At 62.5% G+C, this 25,409-nt stretch carries 29 protein-coding genes and 6 pseudogenes; 33 read left to right on the top strand and 2 right to left on the bottom strand.

All coding sequences use genetic code 11. The features are described 5' to 3' along the window. Nucleotides 1–187 precede the first annotated feature (187 nt). From ACFQT0_RS27030 to ACFQT0_RS27040, 3 genes are all read left to right on the top strand, one after another. Nucleotides 188–655 carry a hypothetical protein gene (locus tag ACFQT0_RS27030; protein WP_380206338.1) on the top strand — a complete coding sequence of 156 codons (468 nt, stop codon included), beginning with the start codon at nucleotides 188–190 and terminating at the stop codon, nucleotides 653–655. A 268-nt stretch (nucleotides 656–923) separates the two neighbouring features. Beyond that, complete coding sequence (locus ACFQT0_RS27035) at nucleotides 924–1,649, top strand: heavy metal-binding domain-containing protein (protein WP_380206339.1); 726 nt, start codon at nucleotides 924–926, stop codon at nucleotides 1,647–1,649. Nucleotides 1,650–1,670: 21 nt separating this feature from the next. Then, entirely contained in the window at nucleotides 1,671–1,940 is a 270-nt protein-coding gene (locus ACFQT0_RS27040; protein ID WP_380206340.1) for a hypothetical protein, read from the top strand. Here the strand turns inward: ACFQT0_RS27040 and ACFQT0_RS27045 are convergent. After that, nucleotides 1,912–2,313, bottom strand: a complete 402-nt coding sequence (locus ACFQT0_RS27045) for a hypothetical protein (protein WP_380206341.1) — start codon at nucleotides 2,311–2,313, stop codon at nucleotides 1,912–1,914. The two genes, ACFQT0_RS27040 and ACFQT0_RS27045, sit on opposite strands and share 29 nt — an antisense overlap. A gap of 5 nt (nucleotides 2,314–2,318) precedes the next feature. Between ACFQT0_RS27045 and ACFQT0_RS27050 the strand changes: the two genes are divergently transcribed. The 19 genes and pseudogenes from ACFQT0_RS27050 (at nucleotide 2,319) to ACFQT0_RS27140 (ending at nucleotide 17,564) form a co-directional block, all read left to right on the top strand. Then, entirely contained in the window at nucleotides 2,319–2,717 is a 399-nt protein-coding gene (locus ACFQT0_RS27050; protein WP_380206433.1) for a DUF305 domain-containing protein, read from the top strand. 192 nt (nucleotides 2,718–2,909) lie between these two features. Beyond that, complete coding sequence (locus ACFQT0_RS27055) at nucleotides 2,910–3,362, top strand: heavy metal-binding domain-containing protein (RefSeq protein WP_380206342.1); 453 nt, start codon at nucleotides 2,910–2,912, stop codon at nucleotides 3,360–3,362. 119 nt (nucleotides 3,363–3,481) lie between these two features. After that, nucleotides 3,482–4,069 (top strand): annotated as a pseudogene (locus ACFQT0_RS27060) (TolC family protein); the annotation flags it as partial. A 163-nt stretch (nucleotides 4,070–4,232) separates the two neighbouring features. Then, nucleotides 4,233–4,370, top strand: a pseudogene (locus ACFQT0_RS27065) (hypothetical protein); the annotation flags it as partial. Further along, nucleotides 4,315–4,713 (top strand): TolC family protein, encoded by a 399-nt coding sequence (locus ACFQT0_RS27070; protein ID WP_380206343.1) that lies wholly within the window; start codon nucleotides 4,315–4,317, stop codon nucleotides 4,711–4,713. The pseudogene ACFQT0_RS27065 and the gene ACFQT0_RS27070, both read left to right, overlap by 56 nt. Nucleotide 4,714: 1 nt before the next feature. Beyond that, complete coding sequence (locus ACFQT0_RS27075; RefSeq protein ID WP_380206344.1) at nucleotides 4,715–5,356, top strand: hypothetical protein; 642 nt, start codon at nucleotides 4,715–4,717, stop codon at nucleotides 5,354–5,356. Then, nucleotides 5,353–6,123, top strand: a pseudogene (locus tag ACFQT0_RS27080) (efflux RND transporter periplasmic adaptor subunit); the annotation flags it as partial. The gene ACFQT0_RS27075 and the pseudogene ACFQT0_RS27080, both read left to right, overlap by 4 nt. Before the next feature lie 121 nt (nucleotides 6,124–6,244). Beyond that, nucleotides 6,245–7,024, top strand: a complete 780-nt coding sequence (locus ACFQT0_RS27085; RefSeq protein WP_380206434.1) for a nuclear transport factor 2 family protein — start codon at nucleotides 6,245–6,247, stop codon at nucleotides 7,022–7,024. Further along, nucleotides 6,985–7,776, top strand: a complete 792-nt coding sequence (locus ACFQT0_RS27090; protein ID WP_380206449.1) for a hypothetical protein — start codon at nucleotides 6,985–6,987, stop codon at nucleotides 7,774–7,776. Before ACFQT0_RS27085 ends, ACFQT0_RS27090 begins: the two co-directional genes overlap by 40 nt. A 48-nt stretch (nucleotides 7,777–7,824) precedes the next feature. After that, nucleotides 7,825–10,958 (top strand): annotated as a pseudogene (locus ACFQT0_RS27095) (efflux RND transporter permease subunit). 51 nt (nucleotides 10,959–11,009) lie between these two features. After that, nucleotides 11,010–11,579, top strand: coding sequence for a helix-turn-helix domain-containing protein (locus tag ACFQT0_RS27100; RefSeq protein WP_380206345.1), 570 nt, complete (start codon nucleotides 11,010–11,012; stop codon nucleotides 11,577–11,579). A gap of 110 nt (nucleotides 11,580–11,689) precedes the next feature. Next, nucleotides 11,690–12,673, top strand: a complete 984-nt coding sequence (locus tag ACFQT0_RS27105; RefSeq protein ID WP_380206346.1) for a hypothetical protein — start codon at nucleotides 11,690–11,692, stop codon at nucleotides 12,671–12,673. Nucleotides 12,674–12,869: 196 nt separating this feature from the next. Continuing rightward, a complete protein-coding gene (locus ACFQT0_RS27110; protein WP_380206347.1) occupies nucleotides 12,870–13,205 on the top strand; it encodes a four-helix bundle copper-binding protein in 336 nt (111 codons plus the stop codon). Between the two features lie 178 nt (nucleotides 13,206–13,383). Continuing rightward, nucleotides 13,384–13,593, top strand: coding sequence for a heavy-metal-associated domain-containing protein (locus ACFQT0_RS27115; protein WP_380206348.1), 210 nt, complete (start codon nucleotides 13,384–13,386; stop codon nucleotides 13,591–13,593). 382 nt (nucleotides 13,594–13,975) lie between these two features. Next, nucleotides 13,976–14,347 (top strand): hypothetical protein, encoded by a 372-nt coding sequence (locus ACFQT0_RS27120; RefSeq protein WP_380206349.1) that lies wholly within the window; start codon nucleotides 13,976–13,978, stop codon nucleotides 14,345–14,347. A gap of 489 nt (nucleotides 14,348–14,836) precedes the next feature. Beyond that, complete coding sequence (locus ACFQT0_RS27125) at nucleotides 14,837–15,085, top strand: hypothetical protein (protein WP_380206350.1); 249 nt, start codon at nucleotides 14,837–14,839, stop codon at nucleotides 15,083–15,085. Nucleotides 15,086–15,149: 64 nt separating this feature from the next. Next, complete coding sequence (locus ACFQT0_RS27130; RefSeq protein ID WP_380206351.1) at nucleotides 15,150–16,070, top strand: multicopper oxidase domain-containing protein; 921 nt, start codon at nucleotides 15,150–15,152, stop codon at nucleotides 16,068–16,070. Then, entirely contained in the window at nucleotides 15,956–16,684 is a 729-nt protein-coding gene (locus ACFQT0_RS27135; RefSeq protein ID WP_380206436.1) for a hypothetical protein, read from the top strand. The genes ACFQT0_RS27130 and ACFQT0_RS27135 overlap by 115 nt, the downstream gene beginning before the upstream one ends. Beyond that, nucleotides 16,656–17,564 (top strand): multicopper oxidase domain-containing protein, encoded by a 909-nt coding sequence (locus ACFQT0_RS27140; RefSeq protein WP_380206438.1) that lies wholly within the window; start codon nucleotides 16,656–16,658, stop codon nucleotides 17,562–17,564. Before ACFQT0_RS27135 ends, ACFQT0_RS27140 begins: the two co-directional genes overlap by 29 nt. A 557-nt stretch (nucleotides 17,565–18,121) precedes the next feature. Here ACFQT0_RS27140 and ACFQT0_RS27145 read toward each other — a convergent pair. Further along, the gene (locus tag ACFQT0_RS27145) at nucleotides 18,122–18,976 is read right to left on the bottom strand and encodes a toxin-antitoxin system YwqK family antitoxin (protein ID WP_380206352.1); all 855 of its coding nucleotides are present in this window, start codon (nucleotides 18,974–18,976) and stop codon (nucleotides 18,122–18,124) included. A 230-nt stretch (nucleotides 18,977–19,206) separates the two neighbouring features. On the opposite strand from ACFQT0_RS27145, the gene ACFQT0_RS27150 reads away from it, so the two are divergent. From ACFQT0_RS27150 to ACFQT0_RS27200, 11 genes and pseudogenes are all read left to right on the top strand, one after another. Further along, nucleotides 19,207–20,355: a DUF4856 domain-containing protein gene (locus ACFQT0_RS27150; protein WP_380206353.1), complete on the top strand. Its 1,149-nt coding sequence runs from the start codon at nucleotides 19,207–19,209 to the stop codon at nucleotides 20,353–20,355. Between the two features lie 96 nt (nucleotides 20,356–20,451). Further along, entirely contained in the window at nucleotides 20,452–21,564 is a 1,113-nt protein-coding gene (locus ACFQT0_RS27155; RefSeq protein WP_380206354.1) for an imelysin family protein, read from the top strand. A gap of 94 nt (nucleotides 21,565–21,658) precedes the next feature. Continuing rightward, a pseudogene (locus tag ACFQT0_RS27160) lies at nucleotides 21,659–21,811 on the top strand (HTTM domain-containing protein); the annotation flags it as partial. A 64-nt stretch (nucleotides 21,812–21,875) separates the two neighbouring features. Further along, nucleotides 21,876–22,298, top strand: a pseudogene (locus tag ACFQT0_RS27165) (HTTM domain-containing protein); the annotation flags it as partial. A 30-nt stretch (nucleotides 22,299–22,328) separates the two neighbouring features. Further along, nucleotides 22,329–22,922 (top strand): hypothetical protein, encoded by a 594-nt coding sequence (locus tag ACFQT0_RS27170; protein ID WP_380206439.1) that lies wholly within the window; start codon nucleotides 22,329–22,331, stop codon nucleotides 22,920–22,922. Next, nucleotides 22,903–23,436: a carboxypeptidase-like regulatory domain-containing protein gene (locus ACFQT0_RS27175; protein ID WP_380206355.1), complete on the top strand. Its 534-nt coding sequence runs from the start codon at nucleotides 22,903–22,905 to the stop codon at nucleotides 23,434–23,436. Before ACFQT0_RS27170 ends, ACFQT0_RS27175 begins: the two co-directional genes overlap by 20 nt. Next, a complete protein-coding gene (locus tag ACFQT0_RS27180) occupies nucleotides 23,388–23,663 on the top strand; it encodes a hypothetical protein (protein ID WP_380206356.1) in 276 nt (91 codons plus the stop codon). The genes ACFQT0_RS27175 and ACFQT0_RS27180 overlap by 49 nt, the downstream gene beginning before the upstream one ends. Next, nucleotides 23,581–23,922 carry a hypothetical protein gene (locus ACFQT0_RS27185; RefSeq protein ID WP_380206357.1) on the top strand — a complete coding sequence of 114 codons (342 nt, stop codon included), beginning with the start codon at nucleotides 23,581–23,583 and terminating at the stop codon, nucleotides 23,920–23,922. Before ACFQT0_RS27180 ends, ACFQT0_RS27185 begins: the two co-directional genes overlap by 83 nt. Before the next feature lie 55 nt (nucleotides 23,923–23,977). Then, nucleotides 23,978–24,319, top strand: coding sequence for a hypothetical protein (locus ACFQT0_RS27190; RefSeq protein WP_380206358.1), 342 nt, complete (start codon nucleotides 23,978–23,980; stop codon nucleotides 24,317–24,319). Next, entirely contained in the window at nucleotides 24,316–24,744 is a 429-nt protein-coding gene (locus ACFQT0_RS27195) for a TonB-dependent receptor domain-containing protein (protein WP_380206359.1), read from the top strand. Before ACFQT0_RS27190 ends, ACFQT0_RS27195 begins: the two co-directional genes overlap by 4 nt. Then, nucleotides 24,642–25,349: a TonB-dependent receptor domain-containing protein gene (locus ACFQT0_RS27200; protein ID WP_380206360.1), complete on the top strand. Its 708-nt coding sequence runs from the start codon at nucleotides 24,642–24,644 to the stop codon at nucleotides 25,347–25,349. Before ACFQT0_RS27195 ends, ACFQT0_RS27200 begins: the two co-directional genes overlap by 103 nt. Nucleotides 25,350–25,409 lie beyond the last annotated feature (60 nt).

The raw sequence follows: 25,409 nt of genomic DNA on the forward strand, positions 1-25,409 counted from the left end.
TTAGTCAGCGGGCCGGAAGCCGCACTACAGGCCTAAAGCGTGCATTTTCAATCACCTATGCCAGCCGCAGAACAAGCCACTGCCTAAAAGGGGCTTTTCGATGGCCGGCGAACCTTTCAAACCTTTCGAATAATTTTGTCGTTGCTTCGTACCAATGTTCCGACTCAAGACCCATTCTAGACGCACGATGGCGGCCTCCTTACTGGTGGTCTTCCTCAACGTGTTCTTTGGGCAGGTCGTCTGCGCGCTGGCCATGCCCACCACGCCGGCCGGCGGACATCAGCACAAGCACCCGGCCGGTACGCCGGCGCACAAGCATGAGCACAAGGCGTCGCATTCCCACGGGAAACAGCACGGCGCTACTGCCAAGCACGAGCACCACGACAACGAAACCCCGGCGCCGCATAAGCACGGTTCCAAGGGAGCCTGCTGCCAGGACGATGCTGCCGCCGTGTGGGCCTCGCTGGCCCATCCGCCGAAAGCTGGCATCGAGAAGATGGTGTTTATGCCGGTGGCATTGCCCCCGGCCCCGCTGGTCCTGGTGGCCCGCTTTCAACAATGGGACCGCACGCGGCCCGTGCTGCTGGTAGCCCGCCGGCAGCTGAAACCCAAAATACCCGACATCCGCATTTTCATCCAGTCGCTGACTGTCTGATTCTTCCGACGCGCTAAGGCTCGCGCCGGCACAGCTACGCTGTGTCCGGGGCGGGCCTTTTCGTTTGCCCGTCGCGCCGCCTAAGCCGGCCTTTTCTCCCCTCCATCTTCCGGGTTTACCCTTCTCCGCAATGAAAGATTGTTGCGAACCGGCCGCCGGCCCGCCCCCGCGGCCCGCTCCGCCGGCTGCTTACGGGCCTGCTCTACGCCCTACTGGCGGCTGCACTGGGCTTCGTGCTCTGGCAGCAGTGGCATGCCTAACGCGGCTCTTGCTGCCGCCGGGGTCGCCAATTCTGGCACCTCCTTTTCTCACCCATACCCCATTTTATGTTTCGCTTACCCGTTTCCCTGCTGGCCGTCGCCGGCCTGTTAACCTTGGCCGCTGCTCGTCCGATTCCGCGTCGAGCAGCGCCACCAACACCGTCACTACCCCTACTGCAGGACCGGCCGATGGCACGGCTGACCACGCCAGCGGCCACACCTACGCCTGCCCCATGCACCCCGAGGTGACCAGCACCAAGGAAGGGGAGACGTGCCCCAAGTGCGGCATGAAGCTCGAACACAACGATAAGGTGGCCAATGGCAAGACTTACGCCATGAAGTTTGAGCCGCAGCCCATGCAGCCCACGGCCGGCCAGCCCTCGCAACTCGTTTTCACGCCGCAGGAAGTCGGCAACGAGGCCGCGCCCGTGCCGCTGGCGTTGGTGCACGAGAAGAAAATCCACCTCATCATCGTGAGCAAGGACCTGGGCCAATTCTATCACGAGCACCCCGAGTACACCGCGCAGGGCAACTACAGGGCCGCCTACACCTTCCCCAAGGGCGGCGACTACGTGCTGTTTCAGGACTACACGCCCACGGGCTCGGGCCACCAGTTGGGCCGCCAGCCCATCTCGGTGAAGGGTCCGGCTTACGCGCCGGTCAAGTTTAAGAACGACGACATGCAGTGGGCGAAGGATGGGTACTCGGCTACCCTGACGTTCGACAAGCCCTGAACACCGGCCAGCCTGCTGGGCATGAAAATCAACATCAGCAAGGATGGCCAGCCCGTCACCGACCTGGACAACTACCTCGGGGCGCTGGGCCACGTGGTAGTCATCAGCGAGGACACCGAGCGCTACCTGCACGTGCACCCCAACGACCAGGCCGACAAGGGGCCCGCCATCGGCTTCAACACCAACTTCGAAGCACCCGGCCTCTACCGCGTTTTCCTGCAGTTCAACCACGCCGGGAAGATTCACACCGGCGACTTCACCATCAACGTGAAGGGCCCGGCCGCCAGCTAAGGCCAAGGCACCGCATCAGTTCCTTTTCCCAACCCTCAACCATTCCAAAACCCATGAAAAAGTCCGCTTTTTTCCTCGCCGCCCTCTGCTCGGGCACCCTGCTGGTCGCCTCGTGCAGCAGCGACAAAACCGCTGATACCACGACTACGACCACCGAAACGACCGCCACCGACGCCACTGCTTCAGGCGACATGGCCAGCATGGACCATTCTAAAATGGCCGAGGGCAGCGCGGCCGGCGACTCGCCCCTGATGGCGTCGATGAACGACATGATGCGCAAAATGAGCGCCATGAAGATGAAGGGCAACACCGACCACGACTTCGCCCACATGATGCTGGAGCACCACAAGGGCGCCGTGGCCATGGCCGACATCGAGCCTGCGCGACGGCAAGGACGCCACTATGAAGCAGCTAGCCGAGAAAATCAAGGCCGACCAGCAGAAGGAAATCGGGGAGATGGAGCCCATTGCCGAGCGCCTGGACTCGGCGCCCAACAACTACAAGCCCCTGGACCCGGCCGACCCCTTCACCAGCAAAATGAAGGCTTCGATGGACGGCATGATGCAAAGCATGCCCAAAATGGTGGCCGACCCGGACATGAATTTCAACATGATGATGACGGTGCACCACCAGAGCGCCGTGGACATGGCCAAAGCCGAGCTGGCCCACGGCAAGGACACCAAGCTCAAGGAGATGGCTCAGAAAATGATTGACGCCCAGCAGAAGGAAATCGCCGAATTCAAAGCCTGGCACGACAAGAACGCCGACAAGATGTAATCCGAGCCGCCGGCAGCAACGTCCAAAGAAGGCCGGTGCCGGCGGCCTCGTTCTCACCCTTAACAACCCCCTCAATACTCCTTTTCCCATGAAGCTTTTTGGAATTTCCCTGGCCGCAGCGGCCCTTTTCGCCCTCGCCCCCTGGCCTCGCAAGCGCAGCACGCCCACGCCGCTGGTAAGGCCGATGCCCACATGGCCCCCGGCGAAACCCACGCCCACGTGGCCCCGCACGGTGGGGTAGTGCGCTCCGCCAGCCCCTACCACATGGAGCTGGTGCAGCAGGCCGGTGAGCTGCACATTTACCTGCTGGCGGCGAAGATGGCTCCGGTGCCCAACAAGTCGCTCTCGGGCACGGTGATGGTGCAAACCACCGACAACAAAACCACGACGGTAACCCTGGTAGCCGGTGGCACCGACCACTTGGTGGCCAAGCTGCCCGCCGGGGCGAAAGTGCGCACGGCCATCGTCAGCCTGAAGGCCGACGGCAAAGCCATCAATACCCGCTTCGACAAGCTCGATGCGGCCGCCCAGGGCAGCAAGGCCGTGGGCGCCGCCTACGAGTGCCCCATGAAGTGCGAAGGCAGCGCCAGCACCAAGCCGGGCAGCTGCCCGAAGTGCGGCATGGCCCTCGTGAAAAAGGCGTAGGCAGAGCCTGTTTTCGGACGCAGTGCGTCCGGACCCTCTCCTGCGTCTCGGGCCGCTTGCTGCTGCAACGGCGGGCGGCCATTGACGAGCTCTAACCTGATACCATGAAGTACCCTAAAATGAAACATGCGGCGCAAGGGCTGCTGGTGCTGGCGCTGCTGCTCGGGCTACTCCCGGAAGTTGCGCAGGCCCAAACCGCCATCCGCCTCGACAGCGCCGAAGCCCTGACGCTGCGCCGCCACCCGCGGCTGCGGCAGTCGGACCGTGAAATCGAGGAGCAGCGCGCCCTGAGGCGGGGCTCCTTCGCGCCGGCCAACCCGGACTTTCTGTTCTCGGCGCCCACGGGCGAGATGTGGGCCCCGGGCGTGGTGCAAACCATCGACCTTCCCAATGTGTACCGGCGCCAGCGCCAGGTGGCCGAGGCGGGCATCACCCTGGCCGAACGCAACCGCGAGGTGAGCCGAGCCAGCGTGCTGCGGGACACCCGCCTGGCCTACCTGAGCCTGCAGTTTGCCGAAGCGCAGGTACGCCAGCTCACTTATCAGGACAGCCTGTTCCGTGCCTTGCGCGTGGCCACCGAGCGTCTGTTCGCGGCTGGCGAAGTCACGTCCCTGCAGCGCATCAGCACCGACGCCGAAGCCCGGCAGGTGACGGTGCAGCTGCAGCAGGCCACCGAAGACCAGCGCGCCGCCCAGCGCCGCCTGGGCTTGCTGCTGGGTCAACCCTCGGCCACTTTAACCACCAGCACCGACCTGCGCCGCAGCGGGCCCGAGCCTGGTGCAAACCGGCGGGACACTGCTGAGCAGCCTCCCACCCGAAGACAGCACGGCCCTGGTGCGCAGCCCTACGCTGGCTGCCGCCACCCAGAACGTGGCCCTGAGCCAGTCGGGCATCAGCCTGGTGCGGGCCCGGCGCACGCCCGCGCTGACGGTGGGCTATCAGAATCAAGCGTTTGAAAACTCCGCCCTTAAGTACCGCTTCCAGTTCGGCGTGTCGGTGCCCATCTGGTTCTGGACCTACCGCTCGCAGCTGCAGGCAGCCACGGCCCGCTCGCAGGCGGCCGGCTACCAGCCTGCGAGCCCAGCGCCTGGAGCTCAGCAGCCTCTACCAGCAGTCCCTCGCCGACACGCGCAAGTTCTCGGCTTCGCTGGGCTACTACGAGCAGACCGGCGTGCCCCAGTCACGGGCCATCATCAGCCAGTCGCAGCGCCTGTTTCGGGCGGGCGAAATCAGCTACCTCGTGCTGATTCAGAGCCTCAACCAGGCCTTTACCATTCAGAATACCTACCTGACCACCATCCGCGACTACCGTCAGGCCCTCATCGAACTTAACTACCTGCGGGGTGAATAACATGAAACAACTCCTGATTTTGCTGCTGGGCCTGCTCCTGCTGAGCAGCGCGGCCTACGCCCACGGGGGCGAAGACCACGGCGACGGAGCCAAAGCGTCGACCCCGGCCGGCGCGACCTCCTTCTCCGTGGCGGCGCTCTCGGAACAGTTCGAGGTGCTGCTGCGCTACGAGCCGCTGGAAGGCGGCAAGCCGGCCGACCTGCGCCTGTTCCTCTCGGACTACGCCACCAACGCCCCCATCAAGGGCGCCAAATTGACGCTCACCAACCCGGAGGATGCGAATCTAAAATGGGCGGTGACGGAAAAGGAGCCGGGCGTGTACCTGGTGGAGGGCCAGTTCCCAGCCAACAAGACCTACAGCTTCGCGGCCAACATCGTGGCCGGCGATAAGGCCGATTTGATGCTGCTCGAAGGCATCAAAGTGGGAGAGAAGCTGCCCGTAGCGGCCGAGGTCGCCCACGCCGACGGCTCGCTTTTCTCTTCCTGGAAAACCATTCTGGCGCTGGTCGGCGCCTTCGTGCTCGGCATCGGCCTGACGGCCCTGCTCATGCGCCGCCGGCGCCCGGAGCCCGTGCTGCAGACCTCGGAGCAGGCCTTGACCGCCAGCCGTCGCACCCCTTTCCTTAAAGCTCAAAAGATATGAAAACCAAGCATAAATTCCTGGCGGCCACGGCCGCGGCCGGATTGGTCCTGACCGTGCTGCTGCCGCCTCCGGGCCTGGTCCAGGCCCATGGGGGCGAAGACCACGGCGGCACGGCCAAAGCCAGCACCGGCGTGGCCCTGACCGACGAGGTGCTGCTGCCCAAGGAAAGCCAGTTCCTATTTCAGGTGCAAACCACCCTGGCCGCTTTCTCCACGACGTATAGCCGCGCCACGCTCTACGGTACGGTTTCCGCCGCTGCCGGCGGCGAAGGCCGCATCGTGGTGCCCCAGGGTGGCCGCATCGTGAGCCTGACCGCGCAGGTAGGTAAGACCGTGCGCGCCGGGCAGACGCTGGCCGTCATTGAGCAAACCTTGGACGCCACCCAGCAAATCGGGCTCAGCACCGAGCGGGCCAATGCCCAGGCTGAGTTGCGCGCCGCCCAGCAGGACTACGCCCGCCTGCAGAGCATCGCCGACATCGCCGCCCGCAAAGACGTGGTGGCCGCCGAGCTGCGCCTGCGCCAGGCCCGGCAGAACGCCGGCATCCAGAACGGGCAGGCCAGCCAGCGCCGCGTCAGCATCACCTCCCCGGTGAGCGGCACCGTGGACGTGTTTAATCTGGCGATTGGTCAACAAGTAAGCCAGGGCGACGAGCTGTTTCGCGTCATCAACCCCGGCAAACTGCGCGTGGAAGCCCAGGTGTTTGCCCAGGACCTGGCCAAGGTCACGCCCGGGGCCGTGTTCCGGGTGGAAGGCCTGCAGGGTCAGCCCGGGGTGCCCGCCCGGCTGGTGGTGTTCAGCAACGTGGTAAACCCCGTCAATCAGGCCCGCCAGGCTGGTACTGGAGCTGGATGCGCAGGAAGGCAGCGCCTACCGCGCCGGCCAGGCCGTGAACGTGCAGGTAGTGGGCCAGACCGGGGGCGGCAAGCCGCAGTTGACCGTGCCCACCTCCGCCATTACCGACCTGAATGGCAAGCCCGTGGTATTCGTGCACACCGAGCCGGAGCGCTTCAAGATTCGCTACGTGCAGCCCGGCGCCGCGAGCGGCGAGCAAACCGTGCTGGTGCAGGGCCAGGTCAACGAAAACGACCGGGTGGTAACCACCGGCACCTACCAGGCTCAAGTCCATTTACCTCAATCAGTAATTCCCTCACCTTTCCTCACTATGCGTCGTTTCCTCTTTGCTCTGCTCGCTGTGCCCGTTTTGTCGGCGCCGGCCCTTGCCCAAACCACCGCGCCCGCTGCCGGGACCGCTCCGGCCGTTTCGGCCGACGAAGCCGCCGTGCGGGCCGTGCTGAAGCAGTACCAGCAGGCGGTACAAAAGCTCGATACCACGGGGACCACCCGCTTGTTTGTGGCCAACTCCGTGGTGCTGGAATCGGGCAGTCGGGAAGGAACCTACGCCCGCTATCGGGACCACCACCTGGGCCCCGAGCTCAAGGAATTCAGCTCGTTTACTTACAGCGACTACAAGGCCGACGTGACGGTAGATGGGTCTTATGCCTTCGCCACGGAAAGCTACACCTACGCCATCGGGCTGAAGAAAGGCCCCAAGGATATCGCGGTGCCGGCACCCATCAAGCGGCGCGGGGTGGCGACCAGCGTGCTGCGCAAAAACGCGGCGGGCCAGTGGCAGTTCGTGAGCAACCACAACTCGGCGCGCAAGTAGCCCCTCTGCCCGCACATGCCCGCCACTTTTCATCGACACCTCCCGGGGTACGCCCCGGGCTCCAGCGAACCAGCCTGGGATTCCTGCTGCTGGGTCTGACGCTGCCCCTGGCTGCCCAGCAGCAGCGGGCCGGCGGGCGGGCGCGTCTGCTGCAGCCGGGTAGAACCCGGGCCGCCGTGGCGCTGGACACGCTCACGGCCCGGCCCACGCTCTACGCGGTCGGCGTGGCCGAAGGGGGTGGTGAGATTATGGTAGTGGCCGGGCAGGCGCACACTACCCGGCTCCGACCCGATGGGGCCACCGAAACCACTGCCGGCTTTCAGGGCCGCGCTGCCTGGCTGCTGCAAAGCCGGGTAAGGCAGTGGCAGGACGCCGGGTCGGTCCCTGCCACGGTTACGTCTCCGGCGCAATTGGCCGGTTTCATCCACGCCGCAGCTACCCGGGCGGGCTTAAAGACTCAGCCATCTCAGCCCTTTCGGCTCCTGGGCGAGCCACTGGCGGTCTGGTGGCACGTGGCCGCTTATCCCACCGCCGGCCCGGCGGACGCCGCCGCGCCCGAACTGGGGGTCCATGGCCGCTTTGCGCCCGGGCCCCTCGACCTGCTGGGCTTCGTGCTGGCACCAGCCCAACGCCGCGCGACGAAGCGGCTGCACCTGCACGGGCGCCCCGGCGCTCAGCCCTTTGTGGCGCACGTGGACAGCCTGCGGCCCGGCCCGGGGCTACGCCTTCTCTTACCTGCACTTCCTCACTAACTCATGCTTGACAAGATAATTCGCTTTGCGCTGCAGAACCGCCTGCTTATGCTGGCCTTTGCCGTAGGCCTCATCATTGCCGGCAGCTATACCGCGGGCCAGTTGCCGGTGGACGTGCTGCCGGATTTGGACCGTCCCCGCGTGACCGTGTTCCTGGAAGCCCCCGGCATGGCCCCCGAAGAAGTGGAGGCCCTGGTGACGCTGCCCGTGGAAACAGCCCTGAACGGGGCCACGGGCGTGTCAGCCGTGCGCTCCAACTCGGCCATTGGCCTCGGGATGGTGTTTGTGGAGTTCGACTACGGCACCGACATCTTCACGGCTCGCCAGATTGTGAGCGAAAAGCTGCAAACCACCGGCGAGCAGTTGCCGCAGGGCATCACGCCCGTGCTCGGCCCTATCTCCTCGGTGATGGGCCAGATAATGCTGGTGGGGCTGTCGGGAGGTAAGGAAACCAACGCGGCTGATTTGCGCACGCTGGCCAACTACACGGTGCGCCAGCGCTTGCTCAGTATCCCCGGCGTGGCTCAGGTTATTCCCATCGGCGGCGACAACCTGCAGTACCAGGTGCTGCTGGACATGCCCCGGCTGAATGCCACGGGTTTGACGGTAAACCAGGTGGAGGAGGCGCTGCGCAAGTCCAACCTGAACACCACCGGCAACTTCTTTGACCGCAACGGCTCGGAAGTACTCATCCGCAACCTAGGCCGCCTGCGCTCGGTGCAGGATATTGAGAACATCATCGTGGGCTACCGCGAGCAGTCACCCATCCGCGTGGCCGACATCGCCAAGGTGGAGTTTGGCGCCCGCTTCAAGCGCGGCGACGGCAGCGTCAACGGCCAGCCGGCCGTCATTCTGAGCATTGAAAAGCAGCCCGGGGCCGCCACCGTGGGCCTGACCGAAGCCGTGGAGAAAGCCTTGGTGGAGCTCAAGCCCTCGCTGCCCAAGGATGTGCAGGTGAATACGCGCCTGTTTAAGCAGTCCGAGTTTATTGAGTCGTCCATTTCCAACGTGGAGGAGGCCCTGCGCGACGGCGCCATCCTGGTCGTTATCGTGCTGTTTGCCTTTCTGCTCAATGTGCGCACCACCTTCATTTCCCTGGTGGCCATCCCGCTTTCGCTGCTGGTCACGGCGCTGGTGTTTCGCTTTGCCGGCATCAGCATCAACACCATGACCCTGGGCGGCCTGGCCATTGCCATCGGCGAGTTGGTGGACGACGCCATCGTGGACGTGGAAAACGTGTACCGGCGCCTGCGCGAAAACAAGCAGCGCGCCAATCCGCAGCCCGTGCTCAGGGTGATTTACGCGGCCTCCTCGGAAGTGCGCAACTCCATTGTATACGCCACCATCATCGTGGTGCTGGTGTTCCTGCCCCTGTTTGCCCTGGAGGGCATGGAAGGCCGCATTTTCGCGCCGCTGGGCATTGCCTACATCACCAGCATCGTGGCCTCGCTGTTCGTGTCGCTGACGGTCACGCCGGTGCTGTGCTACTACCTGCTGCCGAAGATGAAGCAGATGGACCACCCCGAAACCGACGGGGGCCTGGTGCGCTGGCTGAAAAAGAAGGACACGCGCCTGCTGGGCTGGGGCCTGCGGCACCCCAAGCTGGTGCTGACCTCCACGGCGCTGCTGTTCGTGATGGCCGCGGCCATGGTGCCCTTTTTCGGCACCGAGTTTTTGCCCCCTTTAACGAAGGCTCGCTGACGGTCAACTTCTCGGCGCCCGCCGGCACCTCGCTTACCGAGTCCAACCGGCTGGGCAGCCTGGGGGAAGCCCAGATGCTCAAGATTCCGGAAGTGGCCTACACCGCCCGCCGCACCGGCCGGGCCGAACTGGACGAGCACGCCGAATCGGTCAACAACTCGGAAATCGAAGTGGCCTTTAAAACCGAAGCCGAGCTGGAAAAGGAGGGCAAAACCATGCGCAGCCGCGACGAAATTCTGGCCGACATGCGCGACAAGCTCAGCCTGATAACGGGCGTGAACGTGAACATCGGCCAGCCGATTTCCCACCGCCTCGACCACCTTTTGTCGGGCGTGCGGGCCCAGGTAGCTATTAAAGTATTCGGCAACGATTTGCTGGAGCTGCGCCGCTACGCCAACGAGGTGCGCGCCGCCGCCAGTACGGTGCCCGGCGTCGTGGACCTGCAGGTCGAAAAGCAGGTGCAGATTCCGCAGCTGCTCATTCGGCCCCGCGACGAGGCCCTGCGGGCCTACGGCATGGAGCGCGGCGAAGTGGTGCGCGACCTGGAAACCCTGTTTCAAGGCGCCGTGGTCTCGCAGATGCTCGACGGGCAGAAGCGCTTTGACCTGGTGGTGAAACTACCCGAAGCGCAGCGCAACGACATCGCCGCCATTGGCCAGACCCGCATTGAAACGCCTTCCGGGGCCCTGATACCCGTGAGTCAGGTGGCTGAAATCCTCTATGAGCCGGGACCTAATACCGTCAACCACGAAAACACCCAGCGCCGCATCACCATCTCGCTCAACGTGGCCGAGCGCGACCTGGGCTCTACCGTGAAAGAGATTCAAGCCAAAGTTAACCAGCAGGTCAAGCTGCCGCCGGGCTACTACCTGACCTATGGCGGGCAGTTTGAAAGCCAGCAGTCGGCCTCGCAGAAAATTCTCTGGCTGAGTTTGTTCTCACTGGCCGGCATTTTCCTGGTCTTGTTTTCCCACTTCAAGTCCAGCTACATGGTGGGGCAAATCATGCTCAACATCCCGCTGGCCCTGATTGGCTCGGTGGTGGCGGTGCTGCTCACCGGCGGCACGTTCAGCATCGCCTCCCTGGTGGGCTTCATCACCCTGACCGGCATTGCCTCGCGCAACGGCATCATGATGATTTCGCACTACATCCACCTGGTGGAGCACGAGGGCGAGAAGTTCGGAATGCCGATGATTATCCGCGGCTCGCTGGAGCGTCTGGTGCCCGTGCTCATGACGGCCCTGGTGGCCGCGCTGGCGCTGGTGCCGCTCACGCTGGCCAAGGACGCGCCGGGCAAGGAAATCCTGTATCCGGTGGCCACCGTCATCCTCGGGGGCCTGCTTAGCTCCACCTTCCTCGACATCATCGTGACGCCGGTGGTCTTCTGGCTGGTGGGGAGAAGGCCCTGGCCCAATACTTCGCTTCCCACCAGGAAGTGGGCCTGGACGACCACCCGCAGGAACTGGACGCCCAGCCGCTGACGCCGCCCGCCGACCAGGACGCTTTATCGCCGGCCCTGTAATCCACCCCCTATGGCCTCCACGCTCCTCTACATCCGGCACATGGTCTGCGTAAAGTGCATCCTGGTGGTGCGCGAGCAGGCTCGTGGAGCTCGGGCTGGTGCCGCTCCGGGTGGAGCTGGGGAGGTGGAGCTGCGCGACGATGCCACGACCATTGATTGGACCCGGCTGCGGCAGTGCCTGGAAGCGGAGGGATTTGAGATTCTGGACCAGCTTTCCCCGCAGCAGCGGCTGGTGGCGCAAATCAAGGAAATCATCACCCACCTGCTGGCCACCGAGCCAGCGACGCTTCGCAGCGGTCACTTTTCGCGGCAGCTCAGCGAGCGGCTGCAGCGGCGGTTTGCCTACCTGAGCGACGTCTTTTCCGCCACCGAAGGCCTGAGCCTGGAACAGTACGTCATCCGGCAGCGCGTGGAAGCGGCCCGGCGCCTGCTGCGCGAAGGCACCCTGCCCGTGGGCCGCGTGGCGCGGGAATTGGGGTACAGCAACCTGGGGCACTTGTCCCGGCAGTTCCAGCGCGAAACAGGCACTTCGCCCACCGAGTACCGGCTTCAGTGCGCAAGTGGAGCGCAGACTGCCTGAAAACAGAGACAAAATAACGGGCGTGGTTGAGCAGCTGTTGTTACTGTCAAGAACGCACTTGCTGTTCGGCTGGAATCTACCTTGTTGCCTAGTAAAGCCTAAACTACGCTATGACCTGCTTACTATGTAATCTCAACGAAGCTGACGAAACCGGCTCCCACATCATCCCGCATTCGGTCCTGGAATCGATGTTCAACGAGGGAGGCAAAGGGCGCGACAAGGAACAGAACTTTCAGCTCGGCGGCGGCGGCTCGACGGCCTATTTCGGGCGGAGCGTACTACCTGAAAAGGTGGAACAAACTATCGGTCGGTCCTTGACGGACGAAGAAATCGACAGCGAGCCCAATCCCTACGTAGCCGATTACATCTTTTGTAAACCATGCGAGAAAAAGCTCTCTTTCTTCGAGTCGCTTTATAAGCAAAAGGTAGCCAACCGCCTGGCCAGCGGCCAAGCACTAAGCCCCCAGCAAGTCAGAATAGCGCATTTTTTCTGGCTGTCGGTTATCTATCGCTGTGCCGTTACCTCCTTCAATCACTTTCGTGTGGACGTAGCCCTGCGCTCGGAATTGCACGTGGTTGTCAATGCCATTCTTGCTGACTCAGAAGCTGCAATCGAGCGCAACTGTTTAACCCACCCGGTTGCTGAGAATCTGTTCATCGGCTATTACAAAGCCGGTAAGGACAGCGGCCGCAACCCCGTGTTTCTCCACCTGGAAAAGCAAAATCCTTACTTACTCTTCATCAACCAATATGTGCTAGCGCTTAACTACCAACTGCCGCAGGTTGCCGCTCTGGAAAGTGAGCTGAGGGTTTCGCTCGGAGTCAGCGCGGAGGGCACTACCATCAAGGTGTTTAAGGACCAAGAGCGAAACCTGCTCCTCGCTTATTGCTGGGCGTTGGCCGCCCGTTACTTGGTGCAGGAATTTAAAGACAACTTCGCGAGAAGTTACTTTCACCTTCATAAAAAGCCGCCCCGACCTCTTCTGGTTGAAGCTTTTATAATGGAATTGACAGGAGCGAAGGTATTGGATACGGTTAAGTATTCCATTCAACGTATCGAGCAACTGACCCGGAAATACATTCGGGCCACTTAAAATGGGCGTGAGTGCGCCTTCGGGCTGTGCTACCGGGAAACTTTGGTACCCAGAAGAGCAAGGCAAGGGTGCAGGGAGCATTAAAAAACAGGCTGGCCCATGTGAATTATGCAGGCAAGTGCTGGCAATCGTGCATAACAAGGTCTGCTTTTAGGAGTAAAATCTTGAACACCATTACCCACCTAACTTTTTCTCCATGCACGCTCAAAACCAACGCCTCCTCGACGCCCTCAATGCCTGTATCGCCTCGTGCGAACATTGCGCCACCGCCTGCCTGCAAGAACAGGACGTGAAGATGATGGCTCGCTGTATTAGTCTCGACCGGGACTGCGCCGACATTTGCGCCCTGACCGCCCGCTTCCTGGCCCGGGGCTCCGAACACGCTCAACACCTGCTTAAGGAGTGCGCCGAAATCTGCAAAGCCTGCGGCGATGAGTGCGCCAAGCACGGCGCCCACATGCCGCATTGCCAGGAGTGCGCCGAGGCGTGCCGCCGCTGCGAAGAGGCCTGCCGCATGGGCATGGCCGCCTAAAGCCGTCCCGCTTGCCAAAGCCAGCTTGTTCGCTCCGCAAGCTGGCTTTCGTGTTTCTCCCGAGTAAAAATCATGCAAGCTCAGAGCGTAATTCTGTACCCGCTGCGGCGCACGCCCGGCTAGTTTTGCGTGTTACCAACCTGAAACCGACTCGCTCGACAGTCTTTACTCTGTTCCCATGAAAACCCTTCAGTTTAAAACCAATATCAATTGCGGTGGCTGCATTAAGGCCGTTACCCCTACGCTCAACCAGGAAGCCGGCGCCGGCAACTGGCAAGTAGATACCGCCAACCCGGACAAGATTCTCACCATCAGTTCTGACAAGCTCACGCTGGAGCAAGTGGTGCAGGCCGTGGAAAATGCTGGCTTCAAGATTCAGGCCGCGTAAGCCGTAGCCTGCTTGCTTGTACTTAAAACGCCCGGTCCTGCCGGGCGTTTTTGATTTCGGTCCTTTCGGCAGTAATCCTTTGCCAGACAGTGGAAATTATGTAGCTCCCGCCCCTAATAGCAGCAAACATTGTCCAGCCTACCTGGCGTAAAGCAGGCAGAATGCCTACCTCCGCCCACGCCTGGGCTTATTCCGTTACGTACAAGGCCAAATCCGGTCCCAACTGGACCACCGTGCTGGCGGACGGGACCATCCGGTTAAGCTTCCTTCCTGGGAAGGACCGGAACGCCCGGCCGTTGGCAGGATATCCGGCGCCTTGCGTGGCTTTCCCTTTGCACTATTGACCGCGTCTATGTTTTCAGATTTTCCCAACCTGCACCCCTTGGTGGTGCATTTTCCCATCGTCCTGCTCCTGCTCAGCACGGCCCTGCAGGCGTTGCTGGTGTACAAGGACTGGCCGGTGGTGAAGTGGATTACCATTGGGGTGATGGCGGGCGGTTTTCTGGGTGCGCTGGCCGCCAGCACCATTTTTCACGCCATGCCCTCGGGCCTCCCGCCCAAAGCAGCAGCTGTGTTCGACGCCCATGAGAAGTTCGCGGGCTACACGCTCTGGCTTTCCGGCATTACGCTGCTGCTGGCGGGCATCGGCCAGTTTTTCAAGCTGCAGCGGCGGGCCTATGAGGTGCTGGTGCTGGTGTCGGCGCTGGCCACGGCGGGGGTGCTGTCAGTGGCCGGGCACCGGGGGCGCAACTAGTGTACGTCGAAGGCGTGGGGCCGCAGGGGCGCCTGGTCATGAAAGGCCACCATCAAGACAAGCGCGGCGAAGCTCCGATGCCCGGCATGGAGAGGGAAGAGGACGGGCACGAGCCTCCTGCAACCACCGGCCAACCATCTACCGCTGCTAAGGTTCCTTCTCATGATATACAGGGCATGGACATGCGCAGCGAGGCGTCCCCTAAGAAGGGCAGTGACAACGCCTCCGTACGCGACCAGATGGGCGACATGGACATGTCCGGCTCCCAGCCATCCGGCCAAGCTCGGCCGGCCCCCGGGCGGGCGCTATGCCAAGCATGCCGGGCATGAAAATGCCCGCCTCAAAAAATGCACAACCAATGCCCAAGAGCATGAACATGAACAGTCCGGCTAAGCCAAAGCAGATGAAAGCCAGGCCCGTAATGGCGGACATGCCTGGAATGAACAAGCAGCCGGCTGGCGCAAAAAGCCTACTAAAGCCAAGTCAGCGATGGAAGGAATGCCGGGCATGGGCAACATGGCGGATATGCCCGGCAAGAAGACTTCTACCCCCAAACAGCCCAGCCAGTCTATGCCGCCGATGGAGAATATGAAAGACATGCCCGGCATGGAAAAAGGCCAGGCGATGCCCGCTATGGGCTCCATGCCGGGCATGAGCATGCCGGCTAATCCGATGGACAAGTTCCGCTTTGAGGACAACAACCCCGCCCGGAACAAACCCAAACCTGCTAAACAGTAGCATCCTGATGAGATTATTTGCCCTTCTACTCTTTTTGCTTGGGTCGCTGCCCCTGGCTGCCCAGATGCCCCAGCACCAAGCCATGCCCAAAGGCAAGGAGGCCAACGGAATGGCTACCCCTCCTCCGGACCAGGACCTGCGCGGCCACGTGGTGGCGCCCCGCCCCAGCCACACCGGCCACCGCGTCGAGTACGACCTGTACGTGGACGAGCGCCAGGTGAACTACACCGGCAAAACCCGCCTGGCCATCGCCATCAACGGGCAGATTCCGGCGCCCACGCTGCGCTTCACCGAGGGCGACACGGCCATCATCCGGGTGCACAACCAGATGGGCGTGGAAACCAGCATTCACTGGCACGGCATTCTGCTGCCCAACCAGTACGACGGCGTGCCCTACCTCAACACGGCCCCCATCGAGCCGGGCGGCATGCACACCTTCACGTTTCCGCTCATTCAAAGCGGTACTTACTGGTACCACTCCCACACCATGCTGCAGGAGCAGTCCGGGCTGTATGGCTCCATCGTCATCCAGCCCAAAGCGGTGAAGTACGAGCTTAAGGAATACGTGCTGCTGCTTTCCGACTGGACCGACCACCCGCCCAAGGAAGTGCTGCGCTACCTCAAGCGGGCCGGTGAGTGGTTTGCCGTGCAGAAAGGCGCCACCCAGAGCTACGGCGAAGCCATTGCTGCCGGCTACTTCAAGGACAAGGTCAAGCAGGAGTGGGGCCGCATGCCGGCCATGGACCTCACGGACATATACTACAACAAGTTTCTCACCAACGGCCGGGAGAAGAGTTACTACCCCGACGCGAAGCCGGGGAAGTCGTGCGCCTGCGCATCATCAACGGCAGCGCCTCCTCGTACTTCTACCTGCAGTACGCCGGCGGGCCCATGCAGGTCATCGCCGCCGATGGCATCAACGTCGAGCCTTTCCCGGTGTCGAAGCTCGAAATTGCCACGGCCGAAACCTACGACCTGCTGGTGACCATCCCGCCCACGGGCGCCGCTGAGCTGCGGGCCACCGCCAACGACATCACCGGCTACTCGTCCAGCTACTTTGGGGCCGGCGAGCCGATGAAAGCGCCCGACCTACCGCGCATCAACTACTTCCAGATGATGCGGGAAATGGGCAGCATGGGCAACATGACCGGCATGGACATGGGCGGAAACGGCCAGATGGACCCCAAGGGTGGCGGCATGAAGGGCATGGACATGAAAGGGGGCAGTGGGGATATGAAAGGCATGAGCATGCCCGGCAGCCCGGCACCGCAACAGCCCGCGGACCCGGCCATGAAGGGCATGAACATGCAGAACGGCACCATGCCCGCCGCCACGGCCCCCTCGCCCCAGAACCGCCCGATGAACATGCAGGAAAAAGCTGGCAAGAGCATGGGAACGATGCAGGATAAGGGCGGTATGCCCGGCATGGACATGGGCGGCGGAATGGCCGGCATGAGCATGGGCGGTTCTGGTGGCGACTTCAATTACAACCAGCCTGCGGGCTCTGAACCCGACCACGCTGGATTCCACCCGGCAGTGGCGCGACATCAAGCTCACGCTCACCGGCAACATGCTGCGCTACGTGTGGTCGTTCGATAACAAGACCTTGTCAGAGGCCGATAAAATCCCCATCCGCCGGGGCGAGAACGTGCGCATGACCTTCACTAACCTGACCATGATGCGCCACCCGCTGCACCTGCACGGGCACTTTTTCCGCATGGTCAACGCCCAGGGCGCTTACTCGCCCATGAAGCACACCTTCGACATCCCGGCCATGGGCACGGTCACCATCGAGTTTGAGGCCAACGAGCAGCAGGACTGGTTTTTCCACTGCCACATCCTCTACCACATGATGGCCGGCATGGCCCGCATCATCAGCTACGATGCCAGCCCCCAGAACGAGTTTGCCAAAACCAACTACCGCATGCTCAAGCGCGAGGACAACGCCGTGTATCCGTGGTTTGACCTGTCGGTGCATTCGCAGGGCGCCTACCTCGAAGGCAACCTTTCCAACAACCGCAACGCGCTGGAATTTGAGGGCCGCGTAAACTACCAGGGCAACTACGAAACCGAAACCCACCTGCTGCACTACCTCGACAAGCGGCAATTGTGGGCCGGCTTTGTCGGCTACGATTTCCGCGATAACAAAACCCTGCGCTCGGCAGAAGATGCCGAAGGCGGCAACCGCCGCACGGCGGAAAACAACCGAAACTTCCGCCGCCAGGCCGAAGTCGGGGTGTACTACCTGCTGCCGATGCTGGTGCGGGCCGAGTTGCGCACGGACCTGACCGGCCAGGTGCGCCTGCGTTTGGAACGCCGCGACCTGCCCCTGAGCAACAACGTGTTTATGGACATCAGCGCCAACACCGATAAGGAATTCACCCTCGGCTTCCGCTACATGGTCAGCAAATACGCCTCGCTGAGCACCAACTACGACAACCAGTACGGTTGGGGCGCCGGCCTCACCTTCCACTATTAGGCCAGTGCTCAACTAGGAGGCCGCCGCATACACGACTCCCCGCCAGGATTGCATAGTTTATTGACAGGCAACCCACTACTACTAGTTTTCGATTGGTCTGGTAAGCAGGCAGTAAGACGCCTAAAGGGGAACCGGTACCCACGCTCCCTTTTCCAACAGCCCTATTGCTGCTTGAAAAGCTGGCCTAACAGCGCTACCATTCATGCATACTGAGGAATTTGATAACCTGATTCGCCGAGCGGCGCAAGCCTTTAGACCGTCCTCGGAAGCTGAAATTGAAGTCAGCTGGCAACACCTCCTCGCCGTCTCCGGCGGGATGGACTATCGATTGGGACAGGAGCGTCGTCAGCCTTGCTGCGTGGACCTGCCTGGCCCGCACGGCCGGTTGGCTGCTTCTGCGCCGCCAGGCCTAGCCGACATCAACTCCCGGGAAGGGCGGCCTAGGCACTAAAGCGGCGGGACACAGCAGCGGGCTCTTTTTGCTTCTTATTTACAGGCCTGCACCAAGGCACTCACGCTCAGCGTCGCCGTGGCGTCGGTGGTGTAGTTGTCGTTGTTTACGCACACAAACAGGCGCCGAGTGCCGGGGGCAAGGTAATGGGCCGTGTTTCCTGCGGCGTGTTGAGCGCCGCCCGCAGGATAGTCTTGTCTTTGCTGATAGTGCCCTTGGTGTCTAGGAATTGCTGGGCGGCATCCTCGTCAGGCGTGATGTACCAGTGGCACTTGGTGCTGACGGTAGGCGGGGCGTTATTGCCTTGCTTCACCAGCGCTGATGCGGCGGTTCCTAACAGCGCCGGAGCCGCTGCCCCGCCGCTGCCAGCTACGGCGGCCACGGCCAGAGCCGTCGACCACGACACCGGGGGCTGGCCTTCGTCCCGCACATCGAGCTTGTACACGATGCCCACGGTGCCGTCCGGAATATCCACGATGAACACCTTGCGGCTGGAGTGCATGCAGTTGCTGCAGTGAATAGAGGCATTGCTCAGCGGAAGGGCCTCGACCATCTTAGACCCGCACTTAATTTCCCGCCCGTCGGCGCGCCAGCTGCGATAGTCGGCCTGCTGCACCCCGTTCACATAGGTTCCACGGAAGCTCACTTGGCCGTTCTCGTGCCAGCCGCAGCATAGCCCGGTAGGCTTGTCGGGTGCTTCGCTGGCCATTTTGCCTTCCCACTGCTTTTTCCACGAAGGGTAGAAGTAGTCCCGGACGGTGCCCACCGTTTTGCCCGCGGCATCATGGCGGGCAATCCGCGCATAGGCTACTTCCTCCAGCGTCTCGGTGCGCTCCCAGTCCCGGTCGAAATACACGGTATCGGCCGGCGGCAAACTGACGGCCGCCGGCTTGGGCCGCTGGGCCAGCGCGGGCAGGGAGGCTAGTAGAAACAGAATGTACAGAGCGTAGCGTTTGGCCATAAAATGCAAACAGGCGGGTAAGAGTTAGGATTGCGCAGGGTAAAGGTAAAGCCTTGTCAACAGTTGCCAAATCCTCTCCAACTGGCTTCTAGCTTTTATGAATAATTGCATATATAGTTAATACTTATTTAGAAGCCTTATAAAAAAACTTCGACCTTATTTGGAATAATTCCAAATAAGGTCAATACCTTTGGGGCATCAACCCAATGTCCCCCGTTAACCCTGTTCTCATGAATTTTAAGTACGTTCCGGCCGCGCTGCTGGCCCTGACTGTAGCCCTGAGCTCCTGCGACAAGAATAAAACCGAGTCGGCCCCGGCTCTGCGTACCAAGATGGACGCCAGCACGCTGACGGCTTCCTCCAAGTACACGGAATCATTCAAGGACGCCAGCGGCCAATCGACGGTTGATTTGACGACGTCGAACCAGCGCCTGGACATGTTCTCCGAGCTCAATACGTACATGGCCCTGGTGGCGGCGGCGGCCCCGGCCGCGCCCCAAACGCTGGACGTTGCCAAGCTGCGCGGCTACTACGCTAACACCGGCGGCTACTTTACCGGCACCGGCCTGAATGCTTCGGGCCTGACGCTGCGCACGAGCACGGCCGCTTCGTTCCCGGCTACCAACGCGGAAACCGTTCGTACCTACGTAGACCAGAAGCTGACTCAGCTGGCCACGGCCAGCCAGTCGGTAAACAACGTGGCCACGCCCGGCTCGGCCGGCCGCCTGGGCCGCTACCTGGTGGATGGCAACGGCATTGAGGTGAACCAGGTGATTCAAAAGGCGCTGATTGGGGCCCTGCAGCTTGATCAGATTGACAACGTGCTGCTGACCGACAATGCGCTGAAGGCCAACAATACCAAAGTGGTGGATGGCAAAGCCTACTCCGAGCTGGAGCACAACTGGGACTTGGCCTATGGCTTCCTCACCAGCAACGCCATCATGACCACGGACATCAACCTGATGCCCCGCGAGCGGTTCCTGGCCGGCTATGTGAACGAGAAAAACCCGGCCGCCGCGCCCGCCGTGTATATGGCCTTCCTCAAGGGCCGCGCGGCTATCGTCAACAACGACGCGGCCGGCGTGAAAACCCAGACCGACCTCATCCGCACCGAGCTGGAGAAAACCATTGCCCTGGCGGCGGTGTCTTACCTGAGCAGCTGGAAGTCGGCTTCGACACTGGACGTAAAAGCCCACGCGCTGGGCGAAGGCCTCGGCTTCGTGTACTCGCTGCGCTTCTGCAGCAAGTACGGCGCCGACGTCACCTTCTCCGACAACCTGCTCACGGGCCTGACGTCGGGGACCAACGGCACCTGGAGCCTGACCAACGCCCAGGCCGACGTGGCTATCAATGCCATCAAGGCCAAGTTTAGCATTTAACACCTTTTGGCCCGCGTCATCCGCGGACCCAAGGCCAACGAATCAGGCAGCCCCGGCTGCGTGGTCCGTTGGCCTTCGCCACGAAAAATTGCCCCGATGAAAAAGACCGTTTTGTTTGCCCTGCTGCTGCTTTTCACCGCCGTTGGCATCTTCAGCTGCCAAAAGAATACGGGTGAGGACACGCCCGCCCCGGACACGTCGCTGGACCGCAAGGCCCTGCTCACGCAATGGGCGGATAGCCTGGTGAAGCCCGGCTACCAGCGCTTCAACGAGAAGCTGGCGGCACTCAAAACCAAGACCACGGCCTTCACCGCGGCGCCCACCACGGCCACGCTGCTGGACGCGCGGCAGGCCTGGCAGGCGGCTTACCTGGAGTGGCAGAAAGTGGAGCTGTTTGAGTTCGGCCCGGCCGAGTCGGTGAGCCTGCGCAACCACTTCAACATCTACCCGGCCGACGTAACCGGCATCAACCGCAACATCACCACCGGCACCTACGATTTCGAGGTGGCCACGGCCATTCCGCAGCAGGGCTTTCCCACGCTGGACTACCTGCTCAACGGCGTGGCCACGGGCGACGCGGCCATCGTGCAGCAGTACGTGGCTTCGGCCAACCACCGCCGCTACCTCACCGACGTGGTAGCCAAGATGGACCAGACCTTCGGCACCGTGTACGGCCAGTGGACGGGCTCTTACCGGGACACATTTGTGAACAACGCCGGCACCGACGCCAGCTCCTCGCTCTCGCGGGTTATCAATGCTTACTCGCTCTACTTCGAGCGCTACCTGCGTGCCGGCAAGGTGGGCATCCCCGCTGGCACCATGACGGGCACGCCGCGCCCCGAAAAGATTGAAGCCTACTACCTGAAGGGTACGCTGCCGTTGCAGCTGGCTACCACGGCCCACACCACGGTGCAGCAGTTCTTCAACGGCCGCGCGGGCCGGCCTTCGCTGAAAAGCTACCTCGATGCCCTCGGCGCCAAGGACAGCCGCACGGGCCAGAGCCTGACCAGCATCATCAACACCCAATTCGGGGTGTCGTTTCAGCAGCTCAGCTCTCTGGGGCCCGACCTGTACACGACCATCACGGCCCGCAATGCCGACGCGGTGGCTTCCTATAACGAGATGCAGAAGGCCGTGCGCCTGATTAAGGTGGACATGACCTCGGCCCTGGGCATCACGGTGACCTACGTCGACAACGACGGCGACTAATGGGGGATAGCCTCCGGCGCTACTTGCAGGCTCACACCGCTGCCGCCCCACTGGCCACGTTTCGCGTGGCCTTTGGCCTTTGGTGCTGGTGAGCGTGGGGCGCTTCTGGGCCAAGGGCTGGATTGCGGAGCTGTACCTGAAGCCGAAGTTCTTCTTTTCCTACTACGGCTTCGAATGGGTGAAGCCCCTGGGGGCCTACACCTACGCACTGTTTGTAATCTGCGGGCTGTGCGCCCTGCTGCTGGCCCTGGGCTGGTGGTACCGCACGGCGGCGGTGGGCTTGTTTGTGAGCTTCACCTACATCGAGGCTCATGGACAAGAGCACGTACCTGAACCACTACTACTTTGTGAGTCTGGCGGCGTTTCTACTCATGCTGCTGCCCGCCGGCCGCTTTTTCCCTGGATGCCCACCTCGACCCGGCCCGCTGGCGCAACCAGGTACCGCGCTGGACAGTGGACGCGCTGCGCCTGCTGGTGGGCATCGTATACTGCTACGCCGGACTGGCCAAGCTTAACTCCGACTGGCTGGGGCACGCCATGCCCCTGCGCATCTGGCTGCCGGCCAAAAATGATTTGCCCTGGTCGGGCCCCTGTTCAATTACCCCTGGGTGGCTTACGCCTTCAGCTGGTTCGGGGCGTTCTACGATTTGACCGTGCCCTTTTTCCTGCTCTACCGCCCCACCCGGACCTGGGCCTACGCCACGGTGGTCGTCTTTCACGGGCTAACGGCGGTGCTGTTTCCCATCGGCATGTTTCCCTACGTAATGATAGTAGCCGCGCTGGTGTTCTTCCCGGCCGGGGCCCACGAGCGGTTTCTCATCCGGCTGCGTAGCTGGTGGGAGAAGGCTCCGGGAGCCCCGGCGCTGCAGCCGCTGGTGTACGCGCCGCGCACCCGGCAGGCGCTACTGCTCACGTTGGGGGTGTTTTTCGTGGTGCAGCTGCTGCTGCCTTTTCGCTACCTGCTTTACCCGCGCGAGCTGTTCTGGACCGAAGAAGGCTACCGCTTTTCCTGGCGGGTGATGCTGATGGAAAAGATGGGCCAGGTGCAGTTCAAGGTGGTGGACTCGGCCACCGGCCGGGCCCGGCTCGTGAACAACGACGAGCACCTGAGCGTGCTGCAGGAGAAGATGATGAGCACGCAGCCCGACATGCTGGTGCAGTTTGCCCACTACCTGCGCGACTACTACGCCCGCCGCGGCGTGTACGACCCGAAAGTTTACGCCGATGCCTACGTGAGCCTGAACGGCCGCCTGGGCAAAAGCTTTATTGACCCCACCGTGGATTTGGCCGGCGTGACCGACGACCTGCGCGCCAAGCCCTGGATTTTACCCTTTGACGATGAGATTTCCGGTTTATAGCGTTGCCCTGGTGGTGAGCGTGCTCACCTCATTTTCCGCTCTGGCGCAGCAGGCCGGCCTGCAGGGCCGGGTGCGCGAAACCGACACCGGCCGGCCCGTAGTGGGCTGCGAGGTGTACGTGCGCGGCTCCCGGCAGATTGTCCGCACGGACTCGGCCGGCCTGTTCACCATTGCCCGCTTGCCCGCCGGGCGCCAGCAGCTGCAGTTTTCCTCCATCAGCCACGAGCCGTTCAAAACGGAAGTAGAAGCCCCGGTGGACGGCAGCATCGTGGATTTTACCCTCACGCGTCGGGAGCGGCAGCTTCAGGAAGTGGTGGTGGCAGCCCCGCAGTCGCGCTTTGGGCCGCAGCGCCTGCGCGAGGTGGAGGGCACGGCCATCTTCGCGGCCAAGAAGTCCGACGTCATCGTGCCCGACAATCTGGTGGCCAACCTGGCTACCAACAACGCCCGCCAGGTGTATGCCCGGTGGCGGGCCTCAACATCTGGGAAAACGACCAGGGTGGCCTGCAGCTGAGCATCGGCGGCCGCGGCCTCGACCCCAACCGCACCAGCAACTTCAACGTGCGCCAGAACAACTACGACATCTCAGCCGACGCCCTGGGCTACCCCGAGAGCTACTACACGCCGCCCACGGAAGCCATCAAGCGCATCCAGCCTGGTGCGCGGGGCCGCTTCGCTGCAGTACGGCACCCAGTTCGGGGGCTGCTCAACTTCGAGCCTGCGCGCCCCCGAACCCGATAAGACCGTCAGCGTTGTGTCCCGGCAGACGGTAGGCTCCTTTGGGTTTTTCAATTCGTTTAACAGCGTCAGCGGCACAGTCAAGAAGCTAAGCTACTATGCCTTTGCCCAGTACAAGCGCGGCGACGGCTGGCGGCCCAACTCGCACTTTGACTCCAAAACGGCTTACGCTGACGTGCGCTACCAGTTCACGGAGAACTTCAAGGTAGGGGCCCAGGTCACGCACATGGATTACCTGGCTCAGCAGCCGGGGGCTCAGTGATGCGCAATATGCCGCCGACGCCCGGCAGTCCAACCGCGAGCGGAACTGGTTTGCCGTGGACTGGAACCTGTTCAACGCCTCGGCTGACTGGAAGCTCAGCCCCCAATCGAATATCAACGTGCTGGCTTTTGGACTGCGCGCCACTCGCAAGTCCCTGGGCTTCCGGCCCAACCAGGTGGCCCTGCCCGACAACGACAGCTACCTGCGCGACCTGATTACCGGGGAGTTTCAGAACTACGGCGTGGAAGCCCGCTACCTGAACCGCTACCAGTTGGGTGGCAAAAGCGGCGTGCTGCTGCTGGGCACCCGCTACTACCACGGCTACAACCACAGCGTGCAGGGCTTCGGCCCCACGGGCCGGGGGCCGACTTCCGCTTCGTCGGCCCGGAGGGTGTGACGTTTTCCAACGGCTTCTCCGACTTTGAGTTTCCCAACCAAAACGTGGCCGTTTTCGCCGAGAACATCTTCTACCTCAGCGACCAGGTTTCCATTACGCCGGGCCTGCGCTACGAGTACATCCGCACCACCTCGCAGGGCGCGTACGGCAACGTGATTCGCGACAATGCCGGCAACATCGACGCCATCACGCAGACAAACGAGCAGCGCCTGAGCCCGCGCGGCTTCGTGCTTGGCGGCATCGGCGTGAGCTACAAGCCCTGGAAACGCGGGAGCTCTACGGCAACATCTCGCAGAACTACCGCTCCATCACCTTCAGCGACATGCGCATCGCCAACCCGTCGGCCGTCATCGACCCCAACCTGCAGGACGAGCGCGGCTTCTCGGCCGACCTGGGCCTGCGCGGCGAGCAGGGGCAGTGGCTGACCTACGACGTGAGCTTGTTTGCGCTGCAGTACGGCAACCGCATCGGCGAGGTGCAGACCTACGACGCCGCCGACCGGGTGCTGCGCCGCCGCGGCAACATCGGGCGGGCGCTGATTCTGGGGGTGGAGTCCTACGCCGAAGTGGACCTGCTGCGGGCCCTGCGCCCCACGGCCGAGCCCGGCCGCTGGTCGCTGGCCAGCTTCGGCAACCTGGCCCTGATTCGGGGGCGCTACACGCAAAGTGAGATTACGGGCGTCAAGGGCAATCAAGTGGAGTTTGTGCCGGCCGTCAACCTCAAGGCCGGGGCCCGGGTGGGGTACGGCCCCTTCAAGGGCTCGGTGCAGGCAACGTATCTGTCGAAGCAGTATTCCGACGCCACCAACGCCGAACTGGGCGGGGTCTCCGCCGTCGTGGGCCGCATTCCGGCCTATACGGTTCTGGATGCCTCGGTTTCCTGGGAGCGGCGCTGGCTCAAGCTCGAAGGCAGCGTCAACAACCTCGCCAACGCCGTCTACTTCACCCGCCGCGCCACCGGCTACCCCGGCCCCGGCATCCTGCCTTCCGATGGACGCAGCTTCTTTCTGACCGCGGCCGTGAAATGGTAAGCGGTATCTTCGCCGGGGTAAGCCCTCACGCGCATGAATCCAGTAGCCGCCCTGATAGAC

This window comes from Hymenobacter humi, from assembly GCF_042665855.1.
Taxonomy (GTDB): Bacteria; Bacteroidota; Bacteroidia; order Cytophagales; family Hymenobacteraceae; genus Hymenobacter; species Hymenobacter humi.

Coding starts and splice junctions, on each gene's coding strand:
- ACFQT0_RS27030 (WP_380206338.1), top strand. CDS start 188: ATGGCGGCCTCCTTACTGGTGGTCTTCCTCAACGTGTTCTTTGGGCAG.
- ACFQT0_RS27040 (WP_380206340.1), top strand. CDS start 1,671: ATGAAAATCAACATCAGCAAGGATGGCCAGCCCGTCACCGACCTGGAC.
- ACFQT0_RS27045 (WP_380206341.1), bottom strand. CDS start 2,313: ATGTCGGCCATGGCCACGGCGCCCTTGTGGTGCTCCAGCATCATGTGG.
- ACFQT0_RS27055 (WP_380206342.1), top strand. CDS start 2,910: ATGGCCCCCGGCGAAACCCACGCCCACGTGGCCCCGCACGGTGGGGTA.
- ACFQT0_RS27075 (WP_380206344.1), top strand. CDS start 4,715: ATGAAACAACTCCTGATTTTGCTGCTGGGCCTGCTCCTGCTGAGCAGC.
- ACFQT0_RS27100 (WP_380206345.1), top strand. CDS start 11,010: ATGGCCTCCACGCTCCTCTACATCCGGCACATGGTCTGCGTAAAGTGC.
- ACFQT0_RS27105 (WP_380206346.1), top strand. CDS start 11,690: ATGACCTGCTTACTATGTAATCTCAACGAAGCTGACGAAACCGGCTCC.
- ACFQT0_RS27110 (WP_380206347.1), top strand. CDS start 12,870: ATGCACGCTCAAAACCAACGCCTCCTCGACGCCCTCAATGCCTGTATC.
- ACFQT0_RS27115 (WP_380206348.1), top strand. CDS start 13,384: ATGAAAACCCTTCAGTTTAAAACCAATATCAATTGCGGTGGCTGCATT.
- ACFQT0_RS27125 (WP_380206350.1), top strand. CDS start 14,837: ATGGAAGGAATGCCGGGCATGGGCAACATGGCGGATATGCCCGGCAAG.
- ACFQT0_RS27130 (WP_380206351.1), top strand. CDS start 15,150: ATGCCCCAGCACCAAGCCATGCCCAAAGGCAAGGAGGCCAACGGAATG.
- ACFQT0_RS27140 (WP_380206438.1), top strand. CDS start 16,656: ATGCTGCGCTACGTGTGGTCGTTCGATAACAAGACCTTGTCAGAGGCC.
- ACFQT0_RS27145 (WP_380206352.1), bottom strand. CDS start 18,976: ATGGCCAAACGCTACGCTCTGTACATTCTGTTTCTACTAGCCTCCCTG.
- ACFQT0_RS27150 (WP_380206353.1), top strand. CDS start 19,207: ATGAATTTTAAGTACGTTCCGGCCGCGCTGCTGGCCCTGACTGTAGCC.
- ACFQT0_RS27155 (WP_380206354.1), top strand. CDS start 20,452: ATGAAAAAGACCGTTTTGTTTGCCCTGCTGCTGCTTTTCACCGCCGTT.
- ACFQT0_RS27170 (WP_380206439.1), top strand. CDS start 22,329: ATGATAGTAGCCGCGCTGGTGTTCTTCCCGGCCGGGGCCCACGAGCGG.
- ACFQT0_RS27175 (WP_380206355.1), top strand. CDS start 22,903: ATGAGATTTCCGGTTTATAGCGTTGCCCTGGTGGTGAGCGTGCTCACC.
- ACFQT0_RS27200 (WP_380206360.1), top strand. CDS start 24,642: ATGCGCATCGCCAACCCGTCGGCCGTCATCGACCCCAACCTGCAGGAC.